At 63.9% G+C, this 468-nt stretch carries 1 protein-coding gene; it reads left to right on the top strand.

Annotation, left to right across the window (positions count from 1 at the left end; translation table 11 throughout):
• Positions 1–468: type II secretion system F family protein (locus FJV41_RS55670; protein WP_181791572.1), on the top strand; the 468-nt coding region annotated here is incomplete at both ends.

The following is a 468-nucleotide window of genomic DNA, read 5'->3' as shown; positions in this document are numbered from 1 at the left end:
ACTCTGGTTGCCGCCGGGATCCCGCTGGAAAAGGCGCTTGATGCCGTCGCCCAGCAGTGCGAAAAGCCGTCGCTAAGAACGTTAATGGCCGGGGTGCGCAGCAAAGTGCTCGAAGGCCACTCGCTGGCGGAGGCGATGCGCGGCTATCCCGACTGCTTCGACGGGCTGTTCTACGCCATGGTGGCGGCCGGCGAAACCTCCGGCCATCTCGACGGCGTACTGACCCGGCTTGCTGACTATACCGAGCAGCGCCAGCAGCTCCGCGCCCGCCTGCTGCAGGCGATGATCTACCCCATCGTACTGACGCTGGTCGCTATCAGCGTGATCGCCATTCTGCTCTCCACCGTAGTCCCGAAAGTCGTTGAGCAGTTTGTCCATCTTAAACAGGCCCTGCCCTTCTCTACCCGGCTGCTAATGAGCCTGAGCGACATCGTGCGCAGCGCGGGCCCCTGGCTGGCGCTGCTGTCG

Origin of the sequence: Myxococcus llanfairpwllgwyngyllgogerychwyrndrobwllllantysiliogogogochensis (genome assembly GCF_006636215.1) — a bacterium.
Classification (GTDB): domain Bacteria; phylum Myxococcota; class Myxococcia; order Myxococcales; family Myxococcaceae; genus Myxococcus; species Myxococcus llanfairpwllgwyngyllgogerychwyrndrobwllllantysiliogogogochensis.
The sequence above is the reverse complement of the archived record's forward strand: the minus strand, read 5'-3'. Positions and strand labels throughout refer to the sequence as shown.